This is a genomic window from Candidatus Uabimicrobium helgolandensis, from assembly GCF_041508025.1.
Classification (GTDB): Bacteria; Planctomycetota; Uabimicrobiia; order Uabimicrobiales; family Uabimicrobiaceae; genus Uabimicrobium; species Uabimicrobium helgolandensis.
This window is the reverse complement of record NZ_CP165719.1, coordinates 3499727-3521223: the sequence shown is the minus strand read 5'-3', so window position 1 is coordinate 3521223 and position 21497 is coordinate 3499727. Positions and strand designations below refer to the sequence as shown.

At 34.3% G+C, this 21497-nt stretch carries 14 protein-coding genes; 3 read left to right on the top strand and 11 right to left on the bottom strand.

What is annotated here, in order from left to right; genetic code table 11:
* Positions 1-449: 449 nt before the first annotated feature.
* From UABHE_RS12885 to UABHE_RS12865, 5 genes are all read right to left on the bottom strand, one after another.
* Positions 450-2114, bottom strand: a complete 1665-nt coding sequence (locus UABHE_RS12885) for an FHA domain-containing serine/threonine-protein kinase (protein WP_372370741.1) — start codon at positions 2112-2114, stop codon at positions 450-452.
* A 404-nt stretch (positions 2115-2518) separates the two neighbouring features.
* Positions 2519-5617, bottom strand: coding sequence for an efflux RND transporter permease subunit (locus UABHE_RS12880; RefSeq protein WP_372370739.1), 3099 nt, complete (start codon positions 5615-5617; stop codon positions 2519-2521).
* A gap of 3 nt (positions 5618-5620) precedes the next feature.
* Positions 5621-6631, bottom strand: coding sequence for an efflux RND transporter periplasmic adaptor subunit (locus UABHE_RS12875; RefSeq protein ID WP_372370737.1), 1011 nt, complete (start codon positions 6629-6631; stop codon positions 5621-5623).
* On the bottom strand, positions 6632-7207 hold the full coding sequence (locus UABHE_RS12870) for an SIS domain-containing protein (RefSeq protein WP_372370735.1): 576 nt from the start codon (positions 7205-7207) through the stop codon (positions 6632-6634).
* A 251-nt stretch (positions 7208-7458) separates the two neighbouring features.
* Positions 7459-10302 (bottom strand): hypothetical protein, encoded by a 2844-nt coding sequence (locus UABHE_RS12865; RefSeq protein WP_372370733.1) that lies wholly within the window; start codon positions 10300-10302, stop codon positions 7459-7461.
* A 258-nt stretch (positions 10303-10560) separates the two neighbouring features.
* Here UABHE_RS12865 and UABHE_RS12860 point away from each other — a divergent pair, with 258 nt between their 5' ends.
* Entirely contained in the window at positions 10561-10797 is a 237-nt protein-coding gene (locus UABHE_RS12860; protein WP_372370732.1) for a CDGSH iron-sulfur domain-containing protein, read from the top strand.
* Between the two features lie 320 nt (positions 10798-11117).
* Here the strand turns inward: UABHE_RS12860 and UABHE_RS12855 are convergent, their stop codons facing one another.
* The 6 genes from UABHE_RS12855 to UABHE_RS12830 form a co-directional block, all read right to left on the bottom strand.
* Positions 11118-12629, bottom strand: coding sequence for a multiheme c-type cytochrome (locus UABHE_RS12855; protein WP_372370731.1), 1512 nt, complete (start codon positions 12627-12629; stop codon positions 11118-11120).
* A 100-nt stretch (positions 12630-12729) separates the two neighbouring features.
* The gene (locus UABHE_RS12850; RefSeq protein ID WP_372370730.1) at positions 12730-15024 is read right to left on the bottom strand and encodes an FHA domain-containing protein; all 2295 of its coding nucleotides are present in this window, start codon (positions 15022-15024) and stop codon (positions 12730-12732) included.
* 520 nt (positions 15025-15544) lie between these two features.
* Positions 15545-16348, bottom strand: a complete 804-nt coding sequence (locus tag UABHE_RS12845) for an ABC transporter ATP-binding protein (protein ID WP_372371608.1) — start codon at positions 16346-16348, stop codon at positions 15545-15547.
* A gap of 143 nt (positions 16349-16491) precedes the next feature.
* A complete protein-coding gene (locus UABHE_RS12840) occupies positions 16492-17382 on the bottom strand; it encodes a folate-binding protein YgfZ (RefSeq protein WP_372370728.1) in 891 nt (296 codons plus the stop codon).
* A gap of 4 nt (positions 17383-17386) precedes the next feature.
* The gene (locus UABHE_RS12835; protein ID WP_372370727.1) at positions 17387-17818 is read right to left on the bottom strand and encodes a hypothetical protein; all 432 of its coding nucleotides are present in this window, start codon (positions 17816-17818) and stop codon (positions 17387-17389) included.
* A 59-nt stretch (positions 17819-17877) separates the two neighbouring features.
* Entirely contained in the window at positions 17878-18372 is a 495-nt protein-coding gene (locus UABHE_RS12830; protein ID WP_372370726.1) for a ferritin, read from the bottom strand.
* A gap of 766 nt (positions 18373-19138) precedes the next feature.
* Between UABHE_RS12830 and surE the strand changes: the two genes are divergently transcribed.
* On the top strand, positions 19139-19912 hold the full coding sequence (surE, locus tag UABHE_RS12825) for a 5'/3'-nucleotidase SurE (protein ID WP_372370725.1): 774 nt from the start codon (positions 19139-19141) through the stop codon (positions 19910-19912).
* Positions 19913-19949: 37 nt separating this feature from the next.
* Positions 19950-21455, top strand: a complete 1506-nt coding sequence (locus UABHE_RS12820; protein WP_372370724.1) for a sodium:solute symporter — start codon at positions 19950-19952, stop codon at positions 21453-21455.
* Positions 21456-21497 lie beyond the last annotated feature (42 nt).

Sequence of the window (21497 nt, the reverse complement as noted above, 5' to 3'; positions counted from 1 at the left end):
TTTAAAGTATTGTCTGTTTTTCGAGTCGGAGTGATCAAACGAATAAGCATTACCACAACTTGTAAAGAAGTTCGCGTTCGTTGGCCAGAATATCTTTTCTACGAGTTTTAAACATCTAGATATCAACAATAAAAGCATATTGGTAAGTAGGCATGTCAACATTTAAAGTTTTTGATTTTGTCTTACAAAATAACGCAAGAAGCTAGAAAAATAGTGCCTAAAAAATTGATAGTTCTTTTGTCATATCTGGTTGCAATAGCCTGGTACTGTTTTAATTCTCAAAAAAATATTCAACCAAATGATGCGATTTATAGATGTTTGTCATAGTTACGAGGATTCTTGATGTTAGACTTTGCAATTATTTTAGAATAGTGAGGCTGTTTGAAAGCACATTATGTTGCTATGCACTTTCAAATAAATAAGGCTTTGAATCGACATATATTCTCTTTTCAAGAAAGAGGCGGATCAATTTTATCTTGCTTTTGGCTTGAAAATTTTTGTTCGACAGCAGCTAGCGCTTCTTTAATTTGCTGAATAGATGATTTTATTTCTTTTACATCGTCATCAGAATGAAAGAGTTTATTTTTTCCTATTTGTTGAATTTCAATTTTTTTACTATTTTTATCAGTGCTGTTTTGGACAAGAGTAGATTCCCACATACTGTCATTAATTTGTGCTTGAGTAATTCCTAACTCTTGGGCTTCTTGTTTGTTTTTTGATATAGGACTAATAGCATGTCCAATAATAGGGGTATTTGCTCCCACATCTACAACTATTTGTCTTAAGTCAGGTGTTTCTGACTGCGGAACATAATGAAAAGTATAATCGCAAATAGTGATTTTTTCGTGACCGGTAAGCTTGGTTTCTTCTTCGTAGTCTAGTTCTATTTCTCCGATTTTAATTTTATTTACTTCACTTAGATTTTTGATTTGCACACCTTTGTCTACTTCTATAATGGCCTGTGAGCGCGAAATAGATGGGTCGGGAATGACAATATGATTACTAAACGTGCGACCAATAAAGTTTTTATTGTGAGTGAGAGGAAAAATGAGCTTTTTAGTCCCCATTATTAGTGATAGGTAAGGATAATCATTTACATTTGCGGTATTACCTGAGTAGTTTATTAAATCATTATAAAGATCATTTAAGTTACGATAGCGTTCTTGCGGTTTCTTTTTTAAGCACTTTATACAAATCTCTTCCAATCTTCTATCTATCATGTCTTCTGGAAAAAACTGTACTTTTCCGTGGAAAACACTAAACATAATTTCTTCTGCTTTTCTACCAATGTGCAGAGGACGATCCGTCAATATTTCATAAAAAACAGCACCTAAGGCATATATGTCGTGTAGTCTTGGTATACCTTTTCCTTCAAACTTTTCCGGAGGAGTATATCCGTATGTACCATAAAAACTTTCTGAGTTCTCGCGCCGTGGTCTATCTGCTAGGCCAAAATCTACTAGTTTTGCACAGCCATTTCCGAGTGAGACGAGCATATTCTCCGGTTTTATATCTTGATGGTAGATATCGCGTTTGTGCATATAGTTTAACGCATCAATAAAATCTATCATGTAAGAACAAATAGTTCTTTGAATTTGCTTTGGATCTTGGAGTGTTCTTTGAAGTTTTATATAATCACAAATATTTAATCCATTAACAAATTCCATTACAATACAGGGGTTCTCTCCATCTTTACCAACATCGTATATTTGTACTATATTTGGATGATTGCATTGAGCCAACATGTGCGTTTCTTTTTCAAAGTATTCTATGGTTTGTGAATACTCTTTGTCAAAATGAATTGTTTTGATGGCTACTTCTCTACGCAGCAAATTGTCGAAAGCTTTATAAACTGTCCCAAATCCACCGCTACCAATTTCATCGACAATGAGATATCTGTCAGTATTTAGTTCTAATTGCTTATCCACCTTTTTCGGTTCTTCTTTTTTCTCTTTTTTTGAGACAATAACAGTGTCTTGTAGTTTTTTTTCTTCAACAGATTGTGATATTGGTACAGGAACATTGCGTAATGTACCAAAGATATCAGTGGTTTTTTTCTTTTTAGGGCTTTTTTCTTCGGGACTATTTTCGTTATTCGATTTGTCATTTGTCATAGTTTTTTTCCGCTGTAAAAAGGTCACATCGCTAAATGGCTAGTTGGTCACTTATTTTTAGCAATTTGATGCGTAACAAGAGACGATATTATATATCTTAAAGATATGAGAAAATATATACAATCTATTTTTTAAGTGAGTTGCAAAAGTTTTTATATTCCAAATAAATATATTTTTAGTAACTTATTTAGTAGTCCTATGTAAGGAAGATTTTGTTGTAATTGTTTACAAAATACAGAATAGTCCAGTATGATGAGCTAGTTTTTTAGAAAAGAAAGAATTTTACAAACTATACAACTAACTCTTTGTCGGAGAATAGAGTTTAACCTTTCAATATAATTAGCTTTTCAGTATGTTTATCAAGGTTGTTTTGGTTACTTTTTTTTCTATAATGATGATGTGCTTTACTTGTTACTAAGTTGTGGATTGAAACGGAAAAAAATTTTCATATCAACAAGTATTAGGTAAAGAGCAGGTATTACATATAAAGTTAAAATTGTTGCTAAAGTAAGTCCCCAAGAAAAAGCGGTTGCCATAGGTGACCAGGTGATAGAAGAACCTCCAATTCCTAAAGCTAGAGGAAGTAAACCTAGTACTGTTGTTAATGTTGTGAGAATAATTGGGCGTAGTCTTTTTCGGCATGCGACTAAAACAGCGGACATTGTATCTTGATTGTGTTTTACTTCGCGATTAATAAAGTCAATTAATACCAACGAGTCGTTTACCACTATTCCAATCATACCTATTGTACTCATAAATGTTAGCATGGTAAACGGAAGGTTAAAAAGAGCTAATCCGTAGCCTACACCAATCATTGTAAAAGGAATAATACTCATGATGATTAACGGTTGCGCAAATGAATTAAACTGCGTTCCAAGGATCATGTATACCAGAAGCATTGCTATAATAAATGATATTTTTAAAGCGCGAAAAGAACGATTTGTTTCTTCATATTCTCCACCAAATTCACAAATATAACCAGGATATTTCTTTAGTTTTGAAGTTAGGTACTGTTGTAGTTCGTTATTTACGCTAAGAGAGGTATTTGGTTTTTCTATATTTGCTGTAACTGTAACCGCGCGTTTGCTATTGTGGTGGGGAATTTGAGCCAAAGTTTTTTTATAAGATAAATAAGCTACATCATCAACACGTATTAGTTGTCCTGACGGAATACGCAAGCGAATTTCTCGAATACTGCGAATACTGTGTATGTCTTTTTCATTATATTGAACATATATTTTATATTGTTTTCCGTGATAGTTCATTTCTGATATTTCGCTGCCTTCGACAGCAGCAGTGATGGTTTGAGCTATAAATGAACGGTCTATTTTGTAGCGTTTTAACTCTTCGTCTTTGAAGTGAATAGATAATTGATATTTTAATGCTTGCATGTCGTCTTTTATGTCAGTGACACCTGATATTTGAGATAGCTTACTTTTAATGATATCTCGTATCTCACCTATTACCTTTAAACTGTTTCCGCGAATAATAACGGCAACAGGTTTGCCCTGTTGAGGCCCATTGGGAGTATGATTTACGTCTATAGATGTAAATCCTTGGAGTTGGGCTTTTTGCATTTTTGTACGTACACTACGGATAATTTCATTCGTGGTTCGTTGCGTTTTACGGTCTGGATTTAAAGTAACAGTAAACTGGGCGACGCTTTTGTCAAGAACCAGTTGGTAGTTTTCATCCATAGAGCGACCTACTTGCACAACGTAATTCATTATTTCATCTTTGGGGATTGTTTCGAGAATTTTTTCGATATCTTTAATTTTTTTCTCTGTATATTCAATGTGGGCACCTTCATGGACTTTTGCTGTAACCCAAAAATCGTGGTGATCTGAAGGGAATAAAATTATTGATATTGGAAACATATATATAAGAACTACAAATCCACAAACAAAAGTGATCAAAAAAGACAAAGTCATTATGTAGCGATGGTTAAGGAATACACGTAAACTCGATAGATAAAATTTCACAAAAAAACCTGGTTGATAAGTTACCTGTGGTTTGTTTGCTAAAGAAAAAACTTTTCCTAGGTCAGTGAAGTGATTAGGTAGAATTAGAAAAGCTTCGATGAGAGATGCTGCGAGAGTAATGGACACTGTTTTGGGAACAATAGACATTATTTTTCCCAGGAGACCTGTCATGAGTAACATGGGTAAGAAGGCTGCAATTGTAGTTGCTGTCGCTGAAATTACAGGCCAAAAAACTTCACTGGCTCCGCAAATTGCAGAAGATAAAAGTTGTCCTGTTTCTTGATAGTGTCTATACATGTTTTCTAAAATAATAATCGCGTCATCAACAACCATACCTGAAACAAGAACTAATGAAACAAGAACCATTTCATTCAAGGTATTTCCTGTCCACGATAGAAAAATCATGGCGCATAAAAAAGCAAATGGAATGCCAATTACTGCGAGAATAGCGTTACTTGTTCCAATACAAATCCACAGCAGAAGAAATACTAAGACTAAACCAAGAGATAAGTTGCTTTTTAAAACAGACAATACGCGATTCACATAAAGTACATTGTCTTTGAAAAATTCACAATATATTTCAATCGGTAACTTTGAACGGAATTTAGCTACCTCTTCTTTTATAATAGGTATAATTGTTAGTGCATTTTCAGTATCTTCTTTTACGCAATATAAAAAGGTTGCAGGTGTACCTTGTACGCGATAAATAGTTTTCCATTTTTCATACGCCCATGATAAATCTGCCACATCTTCAAGTCTTAGTAACGAACCGTCTGCGTAAGAACGAATTACCGTTGTACGTAGCTCTTGTAGGTTTCGTCGATCAGATAATGTACGGATAACTATTTCGCTATTTTCTAGGCGTAGAATTCCTCCAGGGAATGTACTACTTTCTTTCCGAATACTATCCATAATATCTAGAATAGATAGTTTGTATTTTTCCGTTTGCTCTCTATTGACTTTCACGATAATTCTTTGCTCGCGTTCCCCGCGAATTCGTACTTTGCTCATGCCTGGTATTTGTAGAAGATTTTCTTTGAGCTCGTTTGCAATTTCATTGCGCGATTTTTCAGGCATATTTCCGCCTAGGGCAATTACGATGGTGGGACGGATCATACTAAAATCGACTAGCTCAACAACAGATGTTTCTGCGTCTTCTGGTAATTCAGAAGTTATCTTTTCCACTTCGCTTTGTGTTTTTAAATATAATTCATCGTACACACTTTCGTGTAAGTCTTCACTAAATTTTATGTGAATACGCGATAGCCCTTGTGTCGAAAAGGACTTTATCCATAAAACATGATCAAGGTTTTCGAGTTGTTCTTCTATTTTTGTGGTTAAGAGTTTTTCTACATCTTCTGCGGATGCGCCTGGCCACGGAGTATATACTGCCACTACTCCTAATGAAATATTTGGTATAGATTCGACAGGAAGAGCAAGAGAAAAAAATATTCCTGCAACAAGCAAAATAATAAATAGTAAGTTTGCGGGAACAGAACGTTCAGCAAAAAAGCGTATCATGTTTTAATACTCCTGAAGTTTTTGTCCAGCTTTGAGTCCACTAGTCACAAGCCAACCGTCTTTATGTAAAGCCACAGATACTCTTTTTTCGATAAAACGTTTTTTATCTGCAACTTTGACAAAGTGCATGTCGTAGGCAACTTTAATAAACTCAAAGGGTACTATAATACCTTTTTTTATTGCTAATGTTAGAGACAAACGACAAAACATTCCACTGAATAAAAGTTTATTTTTGTTATGGATACGCACTTCTATCGGGATTTTTTTTGTATTATTGTTCATAGATGGGTAAGTGCAAAAAATATTACTGTGGTATCGTTTATTTATGGAAGAAACGTGAATTAATACTTTGTTTTTTTTCGATAATTTGACAATGATGTGCTCTGGTATTCCTGTAACTACTTTTAATTTAGAGCGATCGGTGATTGTAACTAAAGGGTGAGAGATTTGTGCAAATTCATTACTATTTAGAAATAATTTACTTATCTCTCCTGAGAAAGGAGCTCTAATAATTGTTTTAGAAATGTTGACTTTTATTTTGCGCAAATTTTGCTGTAATATTGCTAAATTTTGTTGGATAATTGTGTAATTTGTTGAAGCTCTTTCTCGTTGCTGCGGAGTTGTTGCGGTTCCTAACTTTTGTTGGCGAATTAGGTTATTCTTGGCTTCAAAAGCGCGCGCTTGTTCTAAAAGAATATTTTGTTTTAGTCTCTCTTCTTCTATTGCAAGTAACTCACTATCTAAATGAAAAAGAATTTGCCCTTTTTTTACTTCGTCTCCAACATAGACTGGTCGCGAAATTATACGAGCGTTTATCTCTGAACTTAAGGTCACTTCATTAACAGATACCAACTCTCCTGTTGTTTCGTATTTTTTTATGATTTTACGTGGTTTGATAATAATTTCTTGCAGTGAAATGGGCGATGATGCAGGAGTCTTTTTTTTAGCAACGGGTGTTGTTGACGAGTCACATGCTATCACAAGGAACAGTATACAAAATACTACAGTCTTCATTTAACAATCTTTCTTCAACAAATACTCTTCTACTCCTTGGCAAATCAAGTGGTAAGATAGTTGATGAATTTCTTGTATGCGGTCAGAAAATGTATTGGGAACGCATAAGCAAATATCACATAAATCTTTCATCTTGCCACCGTTTTGCCCGGACATCCCAATTATTTTTACTTCATTGATTTTACGGGCTTCATTGATTGCAGCAATAATATTTGCCGAATTTCCTGATGTACTCAAACACCACAGTACATCTTTAGGTCGCATCTTTGCTGTTACTTCTCGTGCAAAAATTTTATCATAGCCATAGTCATTCGAAATAGCTGTCATTGTTGCAAAATCAGCTCCCATGCATGTTGCAGGAAAAGGAATGCGATCTTGACGGAGTCTTCCTACAAGTTCGCCTACAATATGCGTAGCATCAGCAGCACTACCACCATTTCCGCAAAGATAGAGATGTTTTTGATTGCGATATACCTCTGTGCACATATCTACAGCTTGTTGGCAAAATTCAACTATTTGTGTGCGACAAAGACTTAAAATTTTGAGATGGTCGTCAATTGTTTCTTGGTAATTCATTTTTTTCCCTTCATAAAAAATAAAGCACGGTAATATCAATATTTTGACTTAGGTACATTATAACCAAATATTGATATTACCGTGCTTAAATTTTTATACAAGTCAAAAACATTTGAATTATTGAGCTTGTGTTGATATTTAGGATAGAAAAACGATCCTGTTCCGATCTGAATATTGTTGATTTGAGAAATCTAAATGTGGAGGATATGCACCTGCACTATTTTAGTTCTTGAGCCAACAACGTTTCTTTACTAACCGCCGCTACGAAGAGTGTCTTGACGTTTTTGCAATTCATTTTTCCAATCAGAGACATCGCTTTTTCTGTAAGTGGTGATTTTTCGGAATTGCAGCTCGTCATTATATTCTTGAACTTTTGCAAGTGTTTTGGTAAGTGCACGTTCCTCGTCAGCTTTGTTTTGCCAAGGCGAGTTGTTTTTCCAAAAATTATAAGAAGATTCTATTTGACCAAATACATAGATTTCTCTTTTAATTTTTTTGCTTGCATCTTGTGCCTTGCGTTTACGTTGACGAACAACTCTTTGGTAATGATTAGTAATTGCTTTAGCACGAGTTTGTTTTACATAATTATCACAAAGTTCTAGGAGTTTTTCAATTTCAGCAAGTTCATCTTCACCAGATGAGTATCCACCTTCGATTACTGTATCCGAAAGAGCTTTGAGGTTATCAAAAAGTTTTTTCTCGGCATTTAATTTATTCTGTTCACTTGCAACAGCAACTAACCAAGTTTTTACATCGCCAGCATTTGAATCTTGTATATCACCAAGACTTGTTTTGTATTTTTGTGCAGCATCTTTGATTTCTTGTAGTTTTTTATTTTCTTGTTCCCAACTTTGCCATCGCGATTTTATTTTCCAGCTATTATAACTCGCTTTTACAGTTTTAAAACTTTTAACAACATTGTTGAGTTTTTTTATCTGTGCTTCATTTTTTGTTGCAAGGGCAGCAACTTCTGCTCTGTGATAGTCACTAATTTTTTGGGCCTTTAATTCCATTTGATAATTAGCGATAGCAGTTTTCAGTTTTTGTAGAGTGTTACTATATTCTTGTAAGGTTGTCGCTTGTGGTAAAGACAATTGAACTTGAATTTGCGAAAAAGCTTTTTTCTCTAGTTCAATTTGATCTTTTCGATTGTTTAGTTCTTTTGCAATGATAATTACTTTGTTTTTTAAGAACTGCGATGCTTCAAATTTTGCGATCATTGAGTTGTATTTATCAATTGTTGTTAGAGCTTTTGTGATGTTATTTATTTCATTGGTAGTGTTTTTCTCTCCATCTTTCCAAACACTATATGATTTTTGAATTGCGTCGAAAGCAACTTTTTCGTTATTGAGTATTTTTTGGCGATTTTGTAAAGAGTTTTTGATTTCTTCTACTTGTGCACTGTTGTAGTTCGATATAGCTTTTTTTTCGCTTAATTTTGCATATTCATTGGTAATGGATAGAGTAGTATCAATTGCCGCTGATTCCTTGTCTAGATTATCAAATTTTGACTGCTTATAAGTCATTTGACTTTCTGCTACTTTTGCAAAAGCCGTTGTCTCTTTATTTATTTTGGCTAGTCGAGCAGTAAGCTCTTTATTTACTGATTGAATCTCATCTTTATAATATGTCGAAATTTTACCTTCTTCTAAGGTTTTGCTGTAGTTATTTGCCGAGTTTATTACTTTTTCAATAAACTCTTTTTCATTTTGCGCATTATCCCAGTTGCTATTTTTCTCTTGCCAATTTTTATGAGCAATACGAAAAGGGGATACTGCACTTTGTTCAGCAACAACTTTTTCTTGTCGTTTTTGCAGAGCTTCCGCTATTTTCTTTACTTCTGCACTATAGTAGCCTTTGATTCTTTCTGTTTGTAATAAGTTTGCGTAGGCAACTACTTTTTTTAATGTATCATCAATTTTATTACGTTCAGTAATTATATTTTCGTATTTTTGTTCTTGGTAATTTGTGTAATTTTTTTGCAAAGAATTAAACATCTCTATTTCTTGAGAAATAGATGTAATTATTTTATCTAATTCGCGAGCATACGGAGTTGTATTCTTACGATGATAGCTACTAATTTCATTACCTTGAACTAGTTGTTCATATTCTGTTATTTTTTTTCGCACATTTTTAGCGGCTTCTAGTTTTGTTTGCACATCTTTAGTTATTTCCGTTGCTTTTTTGTAATCTTCTTCTACAGAAGTAAATAATTCATTTTCCTTAATGATAGCTCTCTTGCGCTCATGTGCTTCGCTCATAAGAGGAGAAATCACTGAGGAAAAGAAATTATTTTCGCTACCGGATTGTAAATCTTTTTCGTATTTTTTGTATGTGACTTCGAAATTTTTGATTGCTGTAAGTTCTACAGAACTTTTATCTTGCATCTGACTATTTTTCCATAGTAGATGAGCTTCGCGTACAAACTTTACTTTTGAAGTATAAACTGAGCGAGCCAAACGTGCTTGTAGATCTTTTTCTAAAGAAGCTATTATATGTGATTTATACGAAGACAAATCATTTACTTGTAAGTACTCGTTGTACTTAGTTGTAGATTGTAAAATGCTACTTATTCTTTTTTGTAGCTCTGTGTCTTTGAGCAGTGTTTGTTTTTTTAAATCTTCATTGGCATTTTCAATTTCAAGAACATGTTTTTGTAGTTGTGTGAGTTTGTCGAGGAGTTTTTGCCAAGTTTGTTGATACTCTTTTACTTTACCAATATGCTTTTGGGTAATTTTATTTTCTTGAGCTTTTTGGAAATAGTTATTACTGCTTTTTAGATGTTGCTCTAAATTTGCAATTGCTGTAAGCACTATGAATACAGGCTTTTTTTGGCTAGCGTCGCTTAATATTTTGATAAGCTTTTCTTCTTCTTGTAATTTACTTTTCTGTTGTGAAACTTTCTTTTGTAAAGTATTAGTACTCTTTACTATTGACTGTAAATTGCTCTCTAGTTGTTTTAATGCTTCGAGATCTAGATGATCTACTTGTATTGATGTTATTGTTTGGAGAATGTCATTAATCTTTTTTTGCTCATCAGCATGGATATTGAATATTAACATTACCAAAATCATAAATGTCGAGATGCATTTCATAAGAAATCCTTTCAAATATATTCGGTTAGGTTATCATTAGGGCGTGTTGACGCACCTTATAAATTATAGTTTCCAAATATTTGTATGGTCAAGATATAAATTGGTATAAAGCAAATATTCACTTTGAAACATGTCTTAACAAGATGTTCTATTTTATGTTAGGAAAATTTTTTCATAAGCATTTTTCTCGTTATCTTCGTAAAATATAGTTTGCCTCAAGTAAATGACAAAGCAAATATATTTTATTTGGAGAAAGATATGGAAAAACCAGTAATTGCTAGTAAGAAGCCCACCGTTACAGTGGTAGAGCCCGGAATATATTATTGGTGTAGTTGCGGAAAATCTCAAAATCAACCATATTGTGATGGATCTCATAAAGGAACAAGTTTTACTCCTGTAAAATTTGAAATAACAGAACAGCGTCGTGCTGCATTATGCAATTGTAAATATACAGAAAATGGTCCGTTTTGCGATGGGAAACATACGAAATTATAGGATTAATTAAAATCTAAATACTGATACACTGAGTTTTTGAAAATATTCAAAAAAAATACCCGAGCTTCTAACTAGAAGTTCGGGTATTTGAAATTTTTAAACTTAAGCAAGTTGCAAAAAGTTTTTAAAAGCACACAACTTGCCTTTGTGTACCATAGCGGCGTCGAGCTTTCGGTTACATAGCTACAGCCATGCGCCTCTCAGGATGCCCTTGCTCTACCACTCAGATTCTACACTGACTTGAAACGTGCTCAAGATCTTTTTGCAACTCACTTAAAATATTATCAAATTTTTAGATGGATTATTTTTTCCGAGATACTTTATTTGTAATTTTTAGGAATAAAAGCATCCAAAGAAGATAATTTATTTCCATCGTGGTTTTTTGTGAATTCTCGTGCTTTTAGAGTTACTAGATTTGCACCAGCTTCTAAATGTTTACGATTTTTCATATTTAGCTTTTTGAAAAGTGTGAGTAATTCACTAATTTCTTTGATACCGCCAGATTTACTATTTGCAGCATTGAGAACTTTGTAAGTTTTATTTACTTTTTGTTGCATAGTGTCATAGTACTTACCAGGTTTTGTTACTTTCATTAAGCCACGCAATGAGTATTCTAGGTCCAACATTAAACCTGTAACAAACATAACTCGTAGTCTTGCAGGAGATGATTTTTGGTTTGCTTTGTTGTCAGCACGTACGAAGTTATGGCGAACCATTCCTTGAGACCAGCTTACAAGCTCAAAAGAGCTACCTGCCTTGTGACCACCAATATTAACTAAGTCTTCGTCGGGAACACTATGACAGCCGTAACAATTCTGAGCAATTAAATAAATATCACTAGGGTTGTTCATTCCTTTGCTCATAGCGCTTACACGGCGTTTATCTATTGGTACTGATCGATCATTATGAACAAGCACCCAGTCTTTTCCTGCTCCGTGGCAAGATTCGCATGAAACACCAGCAACCGCTTTTACTTTGCGTCCATCATGCTGTTGTAAAAAGTGGCATTTTGAGCAGCGACCACTTCGTTTGATGCTTCCCTTGATCTTGAGCTTTTTGAAAATACTTTTTGCTCGCGGTTTTTTGCTCATTTTTTTGAATGTTTCGTGGTGTGGTGTTTGTTGCCATACTTTCTTTTCTTGCTTATGACATTCACCGCATCTGTTTGCAGTAACGATTTTTTTGTAGTCAACTGGTTTATTTTTAATAGCGTTGATTTTTTTGATTTCTGCAATTTGAGCTGCTGTTAATGCTACATTACCTGGGTTTTTATGTGGTTGAGTATTTTTCTTTGGTTGAGTATTTTTCTTTGGTTGTGTATTCTTAACTGGTTGTGTATTTTTCTTTGGTTGAGTATTCTTAACCGGTTGAGTATTTTTCGGTTGAGTGTTCTTGACCGGCTGAGTATTTTTAGCCGGCTGAGTATTCTTGGCTGGCTGAGTATTCTTGACCGGCCGAGTGTTTTTCTTTGGTTGAGTGTTTTTCTTTGGTTGAGAATTTTTTTGTTTTATTTTTGCAGCGAATTTTCTATAAAGACTTTGGTATTTCATGCTATCTTTTTTTATAGAGGCAACTTTACCTTTTAAAGAACGAAGTTGGTTTTTTAGTTGTTGTTTCTCTTCGCTATAGTCTTCATTATTTGATTCATTTGGTTGAGAATCACGCTGCATTTTTTTATCTTCGATAGTTTTTTTTAGTAATTGTAGCTTTGCTTTTTTTTCAGCTATTTGATCTTTTACTTCTTGCACTTGTTTTTTTAGTGTGTCTAATTTCTGTTGATCATCAGCAAAGATAAATGACAGAAAAATCATCATGAAAAGTATTTTTTTCATCTATTTGCTTCCTTAAAAGATTAATTTTGTGGGCACGTTGTTAAAGTTTGCAGCGCTAGATAGCAATACAAAATAAAACATGCCCTGAGTGCGAAGCCTCTTATTTATAGTTTTTAGGAATAAAAGCATCTAAAGAAGATAATTTGCTTCCATTGTGATTTTTTGTGAATTCTCGTGCTTTTAAAGTTACTAGATTTGCGCCAGCTTCTAAATGTTTACGATTTTTCATATTCAGCTTTTTGAAAAGTGTGAGTAATTCCTTAATTTCTTTGATGCCACCAGATTTGTTATTTGCGGCATTGAGAACTTTGTAAGTTTTATTCACTTTTTGTTGCATAGTGTCATAGTACTTACCAGGCTTTGTTACTTTCATTAAGCCGCGCAATGAGTATTCTAGGTCTAGCATTAGACCTGTCACAAACATAACTCGTAGTCTTGCAGGAGATGATTTTTGATTTGCTTTGTTGTCAGCACGTACGAAGTTATGGCGAACCATTCCTTGAGACCAACTTACAAGTTCAAAAGAGCTACCTGCCTTGTGACCACCAATGTTGACTAAGTCTTCGTCAGGGACACTATGACAACCGTAACAGTTCTGAGCAATCAAATAAATATCACTAGGGTTGTTCATTCCTTTGCTCATAGCGCTTACACGACGTTTATCTATTGGCACTGATCGATCATTATGAACAAGCACCCAGTCTTTTCCTGCTCCGTGACAAGATTCGCATGAAACACCAGCAACCGCTTTTACTTTGCGCCCATCATGCTGCTGTAAAAAGTGGCATTTTGAGCAGCGACCACTTCGTTTGATGCTTCCCTTGATCTTGAGCTTTTTGAAAATACTTTTTGCTCGTGGTTTTTTGCTCATTTTTTTGAATGTTTCGTGGTGTGGTGTTTGTTGCCATACTTTCTTTTCTTGCTTATGACATTCACCGCATCTGTTTGCAGTAACGATTTTTTTGTAGTCAACTGGTTTATTTTTAATAGCGTTGATTTTTTTGATTTCTGCAATTTGAGCTGCTGTTAGCGCTACATTCCCTTGTGGTTTTACTTCTTCGCGCGGTGGTTTTACTTCTTCGCGCGGTGGCTTTACTTCTTCGCGCGGTGGCTTTACTTCTTCGCGCGGTGGTTTTACTTCTTCGCGTGGTGGTTTTACCTCTTCGCGTGGTGGTTTTACCTCTTCGCGTGGTGGATTAGGTCGAGTACTTTTTGGCATTTTTTTGTACTGAGCGTAAACTTTCTTAGCTTTCTTTTTCCACGAATTACGATCGCTAACAGCTTTCTTTCCTTCTTGTTTTGTTTGTGCAATATCGGCTTTTAATTGTTCTACTTCTTCTTTTCCTGAAGAATCATTATTTCCGGTGTGCTGGTTATTAATTTGATCTTCGATATCTTGTAATTGGTTACTACTGTCTTGGATCGTAGATATTAGGTTTTGCAACTCCGACTTTTTGTCATTTAATTCTAGTTCAGCAGCGGCTATTTCTTCAGAGAGAGAAATTGATGGAGTTTTGTCAATACTATTATCTTTACCTTTGCTGTTTACCATGTCCATGATTTTGTCTTTGTATGTATAGCCTCCTACTCCTACTAATCCAAAAATGACTAGTATAGCAGCTACTTTTGTAAAAGAACCTTTTTTCTTATTTTCGGAGACCTCATATCCGTGCATTGTTGGAGGAGTTGCTCTTGTTGGTCTTGTTGTCGAAATCATTCCATGAGGAGAAGGAGCAGGTGGAGGAGTTGGTTTTGGTGATGATACTTGCATTTGTACTTCGCTTTTGTCTTTAATTTCAAATTTGTAAGCGTGGTTACAAATCTTAACAACATCACCGTTTTGTAACGGTTGTTTTGTGATTTGAATATCATTTAAGAATGTACCATTGGAACTATTGCAGTCTTCAATAAAATAGCTGCCTCCTTGCAAAATTACTTTGGAGTGTTGCCTTGAGGCCATTTGATCCATCACTTGGATGTCACATTCGGGTATTCTACCCATAATAGTTTCTGTTTTGCTCAAAGCATGAAGACTATTTACTCCTCCAGAAACCAAACGTAAACAACCAATTTGATTTCCTTCTAACTTTGTTCCTGAGAATTCTTCAAAAGATACGTCTAAAACCATATCTCCTATGTGCACAACATCTCCTGTGCGTAGTTCTGTCTCAGAAAGAATTTTCTCTTCATTAACAAAAACACCTGTCGTACTATTTGTATCTACAATAGTGCATACACCATCTTGTACCATCAGTTTGGCGTGATCTCGAGAAACTTTCATGTCTCGAAGTTCTATTGTATTATCAGGCGTTCTACCAATATTATGTGTGCCTTCTCCAAGTTGAAGTTCTTTTAATACTTCTCCTTGCTCGTTGCTCACTCGAATGTTGATCATGCCATTCTCCTCGCATATCAATTATTAATTAGTATTAGGGTGCGTTGATATTTAATTTTTTTGTAATTTAGTTATTTTAGATATTCGTTCGTGCTTTTTGGCGGAGCATAACTTTGCGCTTTCAAGTACCTCTCTACTTCTAAAATAACTCATACTAGATGAAACCTAAATGTCGATGCGCTCTATTTTCTGACTGCATTTGTCACTTACTTGCTTTTATAGAATTGCTTATTTTAAATATAATAAATTAATATTGAACAAAATACCATCAAAATTTTAGGATATAGTTCTTCTAAGACCTTTGAATTCTAAGCAAAATGACATCGTACTAGCGGTACATTCGTCAAGTTGCTGTGCGTTTTTGTTCTTTTGAGGCCTAGGTGTGTTGATATTTATTTTTTATAATTTGGCTCTTCCAAAGATTAGCTTTGTTACTTTTCAATTGTAGAGCACTTTCAAAGTGCCTACTTCCTGGAATGACCATATTATACAAAAACCTAAATATTGGTATGCTCTAATATTATTTTATTTTTTTTAGATGCGAATACAGTGGTTTTAGTGGTACTAAAACACGGTCTCCAATATTAAGTATTTCAGATGTGGTGAAAGTAAAAGTATATTCACCACTACTTAGTTCTACAGCTCCATTCTTATCAGAGCGTGTTACCTCCGCAATTATAGGTAATAAACCACTTTGTTGTTGATAGTCATTTTTAACAACAAAAAAACTACTGGCGTTCATAAATAGAATATAATTGGAAAGTAAAAGCCCTTCACTCATATCATGACTGATAAAAATAGTAATCGTATTATTTTTTTTATGAATTTTTTTGATTTCTTGACGTAGTACTTTTTTTAGTGCGCTGTCTTGTCCTGAAAAAGGTTCATCAAATAATAACAAAGCGCTATCTTTAACAAGTGCACGAATTATTGCAACTCTTTGTTGTTGCCCTCCTGAAAGCAAATGCGGCTTGGTGTTCTTGTATCTGGCAAGTTTGAATACAGACAGTAAACGAGCGATTTCTTTTGCTTTTGCTGAAGAGTTTCTTATTGAAAATAAAATATTTTCTAGGACTGTCATATGGGGAAATAGTGTATATTCTTGCGAAACATAACTAATCGATCTTTGTTGTGGGGCTAAATTAATTTTTTGCTCACTATCAAACCAAACGTTATTATTAATGATAATTTGGCCAGTTAATGGTTGCGAAAGCCCTGCCAATATACGAACTAAGGTTGTTTTGCCGATTCCTGAAGGACCATACACAAAAAAGCAGTCGTTGCTGCTGCTTTGTAAAAAAAAATTTACTTCCTTTTCGCAAATTTTTTGTGTTATCGATACAAAAAATCTTTTGGATTCTTTTGTATGAATCTTGCGCTCCTTATGTTTGTATTGCTACTCTTAATGGTTTATAGTTCAGTGCTTTAAAAGACTAATTCTGTTATTTTTTTAGCCTGAAATAGCCATTACTCGATAGTAATTTTTTCACCGTTTTCAAGCATAAGCTGTTTATTTTCGATAAACTTTTTACGAATGAATAACAAACCTATTGTTTTTTCCTCTAAATTAGATATAGAAGTTACGTTGCCAATACTCTTGCCTTCGATGGAGTAGATAGAAGAACCTTCTTTTACATTTTTGTGATCGCAAGAAAAACGACGTAAATATTTTTGAACTTTGTCGTAAGTATCTAGACGAGCAATAACCTCTTGACCTACATAACACCCTTTTTCAAAATCTAAACGATCGAGGAAGTTTATTTCATGAGGATTTATTAGGTCGTGAATTTCGTTAGGAGCAGTAGGAATATTTTCTTGTATACGGTAGTATTCATATGCGTTATTTTCACAAATATTGGCATTTGCGTTAGATAAGTTTTCGACAATACTTTTTTGTTGCGATTTCATGCCGATGAACCAGTTTACAGAAACATTTCCCATCGAAATATTAAAAGATTTGATTTGGGAGCCTTTTGCTATTTGGTAATTCCAAACTTGCCATAAAAAATAATCATCTGTTTTTTGAACAGTAACATCGTCTAGTATTGTATATTTATCAATCCAGGCTATCAATTTTTCTCTATAAATCTTATGGCATATCATAAGTAATTTTTTTTCGAATTTTAAGAGATAAACACTGTCAATGATACGACCTTTATCGTTTGTAAAGATCGTTGCAACGAAACCTTTTTCGTGTATAGATTCTATATTGTTTGTTGTCATTCGTTGTAAAAAAGAAATTACATCTTTTCCACATATTTCAATAATACAAAGGTGTTCTAGGTTGTATACTAGTGGCTGAGAACAAGTGCTTATCTTTTTCGAAGTACTCTTTAAATATTTTGTGAGATCACTCATTTATTTACACCAAGTTGAAAAATTTGACAATAAAGATAGTTACTAGGGTAATTGCGCTACCCATTAACATATATATTACTTTGTGCTTTGTGTCTATTTTTTGTTCTAAATCTCTTTGTGGAGACGAGTAAACCATTGCACTATCTGTTTGGTCTTTTGTTTTATTTTCTTCCCAATCAAACTCTACTTTTTCAATAACAGTATCTTCAGCTAAACCTGAAAACTCTTGATCTTCTTCTTTGGTAGAGTTGTTTTTTTGGGTTTCCCAACCGCCTATTAGATCTTTGAGTACAACAATTACTTCATCTTGATGAATAACTGAAACGTACTCTGCGGTTATTTCGTGTACAATGCCTTCGACTTCACTTCCTGTTTTTAAAACAAATTTAACTCTTTGTCCTAACGAAACTTTTTGCTGTATAAGTTCCATAACCATATTATGTATTCCAAATAAAAAAATTTTGGTGCAGTGCATTAGCACTGCACCAAATGAAACTATTCGCTCTTACGACTACCCAGTTCACTATCAATGAGTAGAACAGCGCTGTTTGAATTTCCAGCTAATTTTATTCTTTCGACAATTTCAGAGGACATTGACTCTTCCTCTACTTGTTCGGTAATAAACCAATGTAGAAATGTTTGTGTAGCATAGTCTTTGTTTTCCTGGCAAATTTCGTAGAGGCTGTTGATTTGTTGCGTGACTTTTTGTTCGTGTTTGTACACTTCTTCAAAAGCGCCTAAGCAAGAATCCCAAGTAGTGGGAGGTCCTTCTATTGGCAAAAGGACAATTTTTCCACCTTTGTCTAAAATATACTGATACATTTTCATTGCATGACCAAGTTCTTCATTTGCTTGCTCTTGGGCCCAGTGTGCAAAACCTTTATAGTGAATAGAATCAAAGTAAGCAGCCATAGATAGATACATATATGAAGAAAAGAATTCTGAGTTCATATGCCTATTAAGGGCTTCTTGTAGTTGATCGTTTAACATAATATTCTCTTTCTATTTTAAATTGACAATAACAAGGGTTTTACCTATAATAAAACGCGCCTTAACCAGGGTGTCAACATTTATCTTTTTTATAATTTAACAACTTTTAGAGACTAGTTTTGTTACTTCAATTGTAGAGTACAATTTCAAGGTGCTTACTACTCCCTAGGATAACTTACATTGTATAAAGCCTAAATACAATACGCCCAAAATAGTTTCCAAATTAGGACGTGTTGATATTTCTCTTTGTAATAATTTAGCTATTTAGAGATTAGTTTTGTTACTTTTAAATTGTAAAATCAAGTGCCTTATTACTCTCTAAAACAACTAATATTATATAGAAATCTAAATGTGAGCGCCCTAATATCTAAATTTTATTTTTTAGCATGGCGCAACAAAGATACATAGTTAAAGCTGTGTAACCGAGGAGAAACAACGCTAAAAAATAAAAGAGTAAATGGGAAATTTTAATAGGCGACCTACTCATTTGTTGTAGAACAACTTGATTGTTGTGGGTATTCTACAATGATGCAAAACACATCGCAACCTCATTTCTCTTCGTTTTGTATTTTTCGTTTAAGGGATGTGACCAAAACAAATCATCCGACTTACTTACTCGTTAGAACTATAATGTTATTATAGTTCTAGTAGAACTAAGGTTATGTTAAATCTATAATACTTAAGCTAGCGAATTTTAGTGAGCCGTTTTATTTTGATCGCGTCCTAAACACTTCTAAAATAAAGTTCTTTCAAAAAAAAAATATTTATGAAAATATTACTTAGTAATGATGATGGTATTGATGCTATTGGTATTTCTGTTCTTCGCGACCTACTTGTAACTCTTGGTCACGAAGTTGTTCTTATTGCCCCTTTGAAGCATCAAAGTGGAAAAAGCCACGCTATTACCTTGTACGAGCCTTTAATGGTAACGCCAAGGTATAAAAATGGTGAATTTTATGGGTTAGCGGTTGATGGTTTTCCTGTGGATTGTACGCGTCTTGGCCTTATTGAGATATGTAAGGATGTTGATGTTGTCGTTACCGGAATAAACCATGGTTATAACGTAGGACCTGCTATGTACTACTCAGGAACAATTGCCGCTGCTTTCGAAGGTATATTGCATAATAAACCATCTTTAGCATTCTCATTAGATTCATTTAAAGACAAAGATATGTTACCGCTCAAGGATCAAATGCCTAAGTTTATGGAAACTCTTTTAGCGGAATGTACGGACCCCCTTTTATACAACATAAATATACCTTCTGTAAAAAAAATAAAAGGCATTAAAGTCGCACGACAAAGCATGCTCAATTTTGCTGATTACTATGAAAAACGAAGTACTCCTTTAAAGAAGGAGTATTACTGGTTGCACTTTAGTGGTTTTGAACCTCAGCCATTTGCTAAAGTTCCTAAACGCAACCAAAAATACCAAGATGATGTTACTTTAATTGGCGAAGGATATATTACTGTGACTCCTATGCAGTACGATCTTACTAACTATGATTGTTTGAAAAAATTACAAAATAAATTCGACTCATAGGTTCAATCACTCTATTTTTCACTTCAAGGAAACAAGAATGGCTTTTGCAATTTCTATTATGGCGCTATATTTTCTAATACTTACAGGTTTAGGAATATACAAAGCCTCAAAAATAAAAAATCAAACAGATTTTTCTGTTGCAGGTAGATCTCTTTCTCCATGGGTTTTAGTAGGAACAATGCTTGCAACTTGGGTAGGAACGGGTTCTATTCTAGGAAACGCTGGTAAAGCTTATGAAACAGGACTTGCCGCTTTAATTTTGCCAATAGGTAGTGTTTGTGGAATCATACTCTTGACACAAATAGCTGGTAAAGTCCGTAGTTATGAAAAGTTTACTGTTCCCGAAATTTTAGCTGACCGTTATGGTGAAACAGCACGGTTGTTAGGGGTTTTTGCTTTAGTATGTGCTTACATGGTTATTGTGAGTTACCAATATAATGCTGGAGGGGCGGTTCTTCACACTATCCTAAAAGGATCTTCTTTTGAAATGTCAATGAGTTTAGCGATTAAAATAGCCGCAACTTTTATTGTTATTTATACAATGCTTGCTGGCTTAGTTAGCGTTGCCTATACAGATGTGGGCAATGGTATTATTATGACAATTTCATTGATGATTGCTTTTCCTGTCTTGTGGTTTATGGCTGGAGGTGCAAGTGGAATGGAAACGGCTTTTGCTAGCATGAATAAAACCAATCATATGAAGTTTTGGGGTGTTTATTCGAATATCGAATTAGTGAATTTTCTTCTTCCTCCTTTCTTGTTGATACTTGGCGATGCAAATATGTACCAGCGATTTTTTGCAAGCAAAGACGCTAAAGGGGCAAAAAAAGCAACTATTGTACTTATTTTTGTCGTTGCTGTTGTTGAGATTCTTATCATTGCTTGCGCTTGGGTAGCTTCAAGTCTTGTTACGGAAGAAACCAAGGGAAAGTATATCTTGATTACGATAGCACACAGTTTCCTTGAACACGGACATCTTGCCACTCTTCTCGGAGCTTTAATGTTAACTACGATTATCGGCATAATAGTGTCTACTGCCGATTCTTATTTGTTGGTACCAGCAACAACAATTATGCGCGATGTTTACCAAACGCATGTAAATAAAGATGCTAATGAAAAGAAAATTGTACTTCTTAGCCGTTTACTTATTGTAGCATTAGGGTTAATAGCGTATTGGGTTTCTACCGCTTTTGCGCAATCCGAAACTTTTTTTACTAAAGCATTGTACGCCTACACTATTTATGGAGCTGCAATTACGCCAGTGTTAGTTGCTGCGCTGTTTTGGAAAAAAGCAAGTAGTAAAGGGGCTATTGCGTCAATTATTGCAGGGATTTCTGTTACTATATTGTGGAGTGAATTGACTAATATTTTTTATGTTATGGGTAAAGAAGAGGCATTTCTTCAGTCGAGTTTTTATAACGAAATTTATAAACCCACTGATGCTGTTCTTCCTGCTATTTTTGCATCTGTTGCCTGTTTAATTATATTCAGTCTATTTTTCCCGGATAAAGCAAAAAAAACAAGTGCTGAAGAGTCACAATAGGCAAAAACCATTAAAAATAAGGGTTATACACAAGTTGCCGTT

Coding starts and splice junctions, on each gene's coding strand:
- UABHE_RS12840 (WP_372370728.1), bottom strand. CDS start 17,382: ATGAGTGATCTCACAAAATATTTAAAGAGTACTTCGAAAAAGATAAGC.
- UABHE_RS12830 (WP_372370726.1), bottom strand. CDS start 18,372: ATGTTAAACGATCAACTACAAGAAGCCCTTAATAGGCATATGAACTCA.
- UABHE_RS12860 (WP_372370732.1), top strand. CDS start 10,561: ATGGAAAAACCAGTAATTGCTAGTAAGAAGCCCACCGTTACAGTGGTA.
- UABHE_RS12865 (WP_372370733.1), bottom strand. CDS start 10,302: ATGAAATGCATCTCGACATTTATGATTTTGGTAATGTTAATATTCAAT.
- UABHE_RS12875 (WP_372370737.1), bottom strand. CDS start 6,631: ATGAAGACTGTAGTATTTTGTATACTGTTCCTTGTGATAGCATGTGAC.
- UABHE_RS12870 (WP_372370735.1), bottom strand. CDS start 7,207: ATGAATTACCAAGAAACAATTGACGACCATCTCAAAATTTTAAGTCTT.
- UABHE_RS12880 (WP_372370739.1), bottom strand. CDS start 5,617: ATGATACGCTTTTTTGCTGAACGTTCTGTTCCCGCAAACTTACTATTT.
- surE (WP_372370725.1), top strand. CDS start 19,139: ATGAAAATATTACTTAGTAATGATGATGGTATTGATGCTATTGGTATT.
- UABHE_RS12835 (WP_372370727.1), bottom strand. CDS start 17,818: ATGGTTATGGAACTTATACAGCAAAAAGTTTCGTTAGGACAAAGAGTT.
- UABHE_RS12850 (WP_372370730.1), bottom strand. CDS start 15,024: ATGATCAACATTCGAGTGAGCAACGAGCAAGGAGAAGTATTAAAAGAA.
- UABHE_RS12855 (WP_372370731.1), bottom strand. CDS start 12,629: ATGAAAAAAATACTTTTCATGATGATTTTTCTGTCATTTATCTTTGCT.
- UABHE_RS12820 (WP_372370724.1), top strand. CDS start 19,950: ATGGCTTTTGCAATTTCTATTATGGCGCTATATTTTCTAATACTTACA.
- UABHE_RS12885 (WP_372370741.1), bottom strand. CDS start 2,114: ATGACAAATGACAAATCGAATAACGAAAATAGTCCCGAAGAAAAAAGC.